This window comes from Rhizobacter sp. P3_C12 (assembly GCF_056402735.1).
On the sequence record NZ_JBFUGW010000563.1, the window covers coordinates 1 to 1527 of the forward strand.

Below are 1527 nucleotides of genomic sequence, written 5' to 3' on the forward strand. Positions count from 1 at the left end.
GGATGCGTTCGTCGAGGACGGCCTGCATGCCGGCCAGGCGCCGGCGATGCCGCCGCGCGCGCCGCGGACCGACGGCGCCCCGCGTGCCACCGTGCTGATCGTCGACGACAACGCCGACATGCGCACCTACATCGCGAGCGTGCTGGGGGCGCGCTGGAATGTCGAGGCCGCCGGCGATGGCCGGCAGGCGCTGGACGCGATCGCGCGGCGGCGGCCCGACGTGGTCGTGACCGACATCATGATGCCGGTGCTCGACGGCTTCGGCCTGCTCGAACGCATCCGCGCGCACGATGCGCTGCGCACGCTGCCGGTGATCCTGCTGTCGGCGCACGCCGGCGAGGAGGCGCGGCTGGAGGGGCTGGCCAAGGGGGCCGACGACTACATCGTGAAGCCGTTCTCCGCGCGCGAGCTGGCGGCGCGCGTCGAGGTGCTGCTGGTGCGCGAGCAGATGCATGCGATCCGCGATGCCGCGAACCGCCGGCTGGTCGAGGTGTTCGACAACGCACCGGTGGCGGTGGCGCTGCTCGACGGTCCGCAGCACGTGTTCAGCTATGCGAACGACGAGCAGCGGCGCCTGGTGGGCGACCGCCCGCTGCTGGGGCTGCCGCTGCTGCAGGCGATGCCCGAGCTGCGCGACCTGAACGTGAAGGAGCTGCTCGACAGCGTGCTGCGCAGCGGCGAGCCGTACTTCGCGAAGGCTTTCGAGGTGCACATGCCCGGGCCGCGCTACTTCGATTTCGTCTACCAGCCGCTGACCGAGCCGGACGGCACCGAGCCGGTCAAGATCGCCGTGGTCGCCTACGAGGTGACCGAGCAGCTGAGCGCGCGCCAGCAGGCCGAGGATGCGAGCCGTGCGAAGGACGAGTTCCTCGCGATGCTGGGCCACGAGTTGCGCAACCCGCTCGCGCCGATGCTCACGGCGCTGCACCTGATGCGCATGAACTGGAAGGATGCGGCGACGAAAGAGCGCGGCATCATCGAGCGCCAGGTGCGGCACATGGTGCGGCTGGTCGACGACCTGCTCGACGTTGCGCGCATCACGCGCGGCCGCGTGGAGCTGCAGCGCGCGCCGCTGGACCTGGGCACGGTGGTCGGCCAGGCGGTCGAGACGGTGAGCCCGCTGTTCGAGCAGAAGCGACAGCGGCTCGAGGTGCGCGTGGAGGAGCCGCTGCCGCTGCACGGCGACGCGGTGCGGCTCGGGCAGATCGTCGCCAACCTGCTGACCAACGCGACCAAGTTCACCGAGGTCGGCGGGCAGGTGTCATTGCACGCGCGGCGCGACGGCGACGATGCGGTGCTGGTGGTCGAGGACGAGGGCATCGGCATGTCGTCCGACGAGCTGATGGTGGTGTTCGAGCCGTTCGTGCAGGGCAAGCGGCAGGCGCTGAACCGGCCGCACGGCGGGCTGGGCCTGGGGCTGGCGATCGCGCGCAGCCTGGCGGCCCTGCACGGCGGCACGCTGGGCGCGCAGAGCGACGGGCCGGGGCGCGGCAGCCGGTTCATGCTGCGGCTGCCGCTGCAGGCGGC

General features: G+C 72.1%; 1 protein-coding gene. It reads left to right on the plus strand.

Annotation, left to right across the window (positions count from 1 at the left end; genetic code table 11):
- Window positions 1-1527, plus strand: a 1527-nt coding sequence (locus AC1DXV_RS34500; protein ID WP_477938032.1) for a response regulator, incomplete at both ends; no start/stop codon positions are given.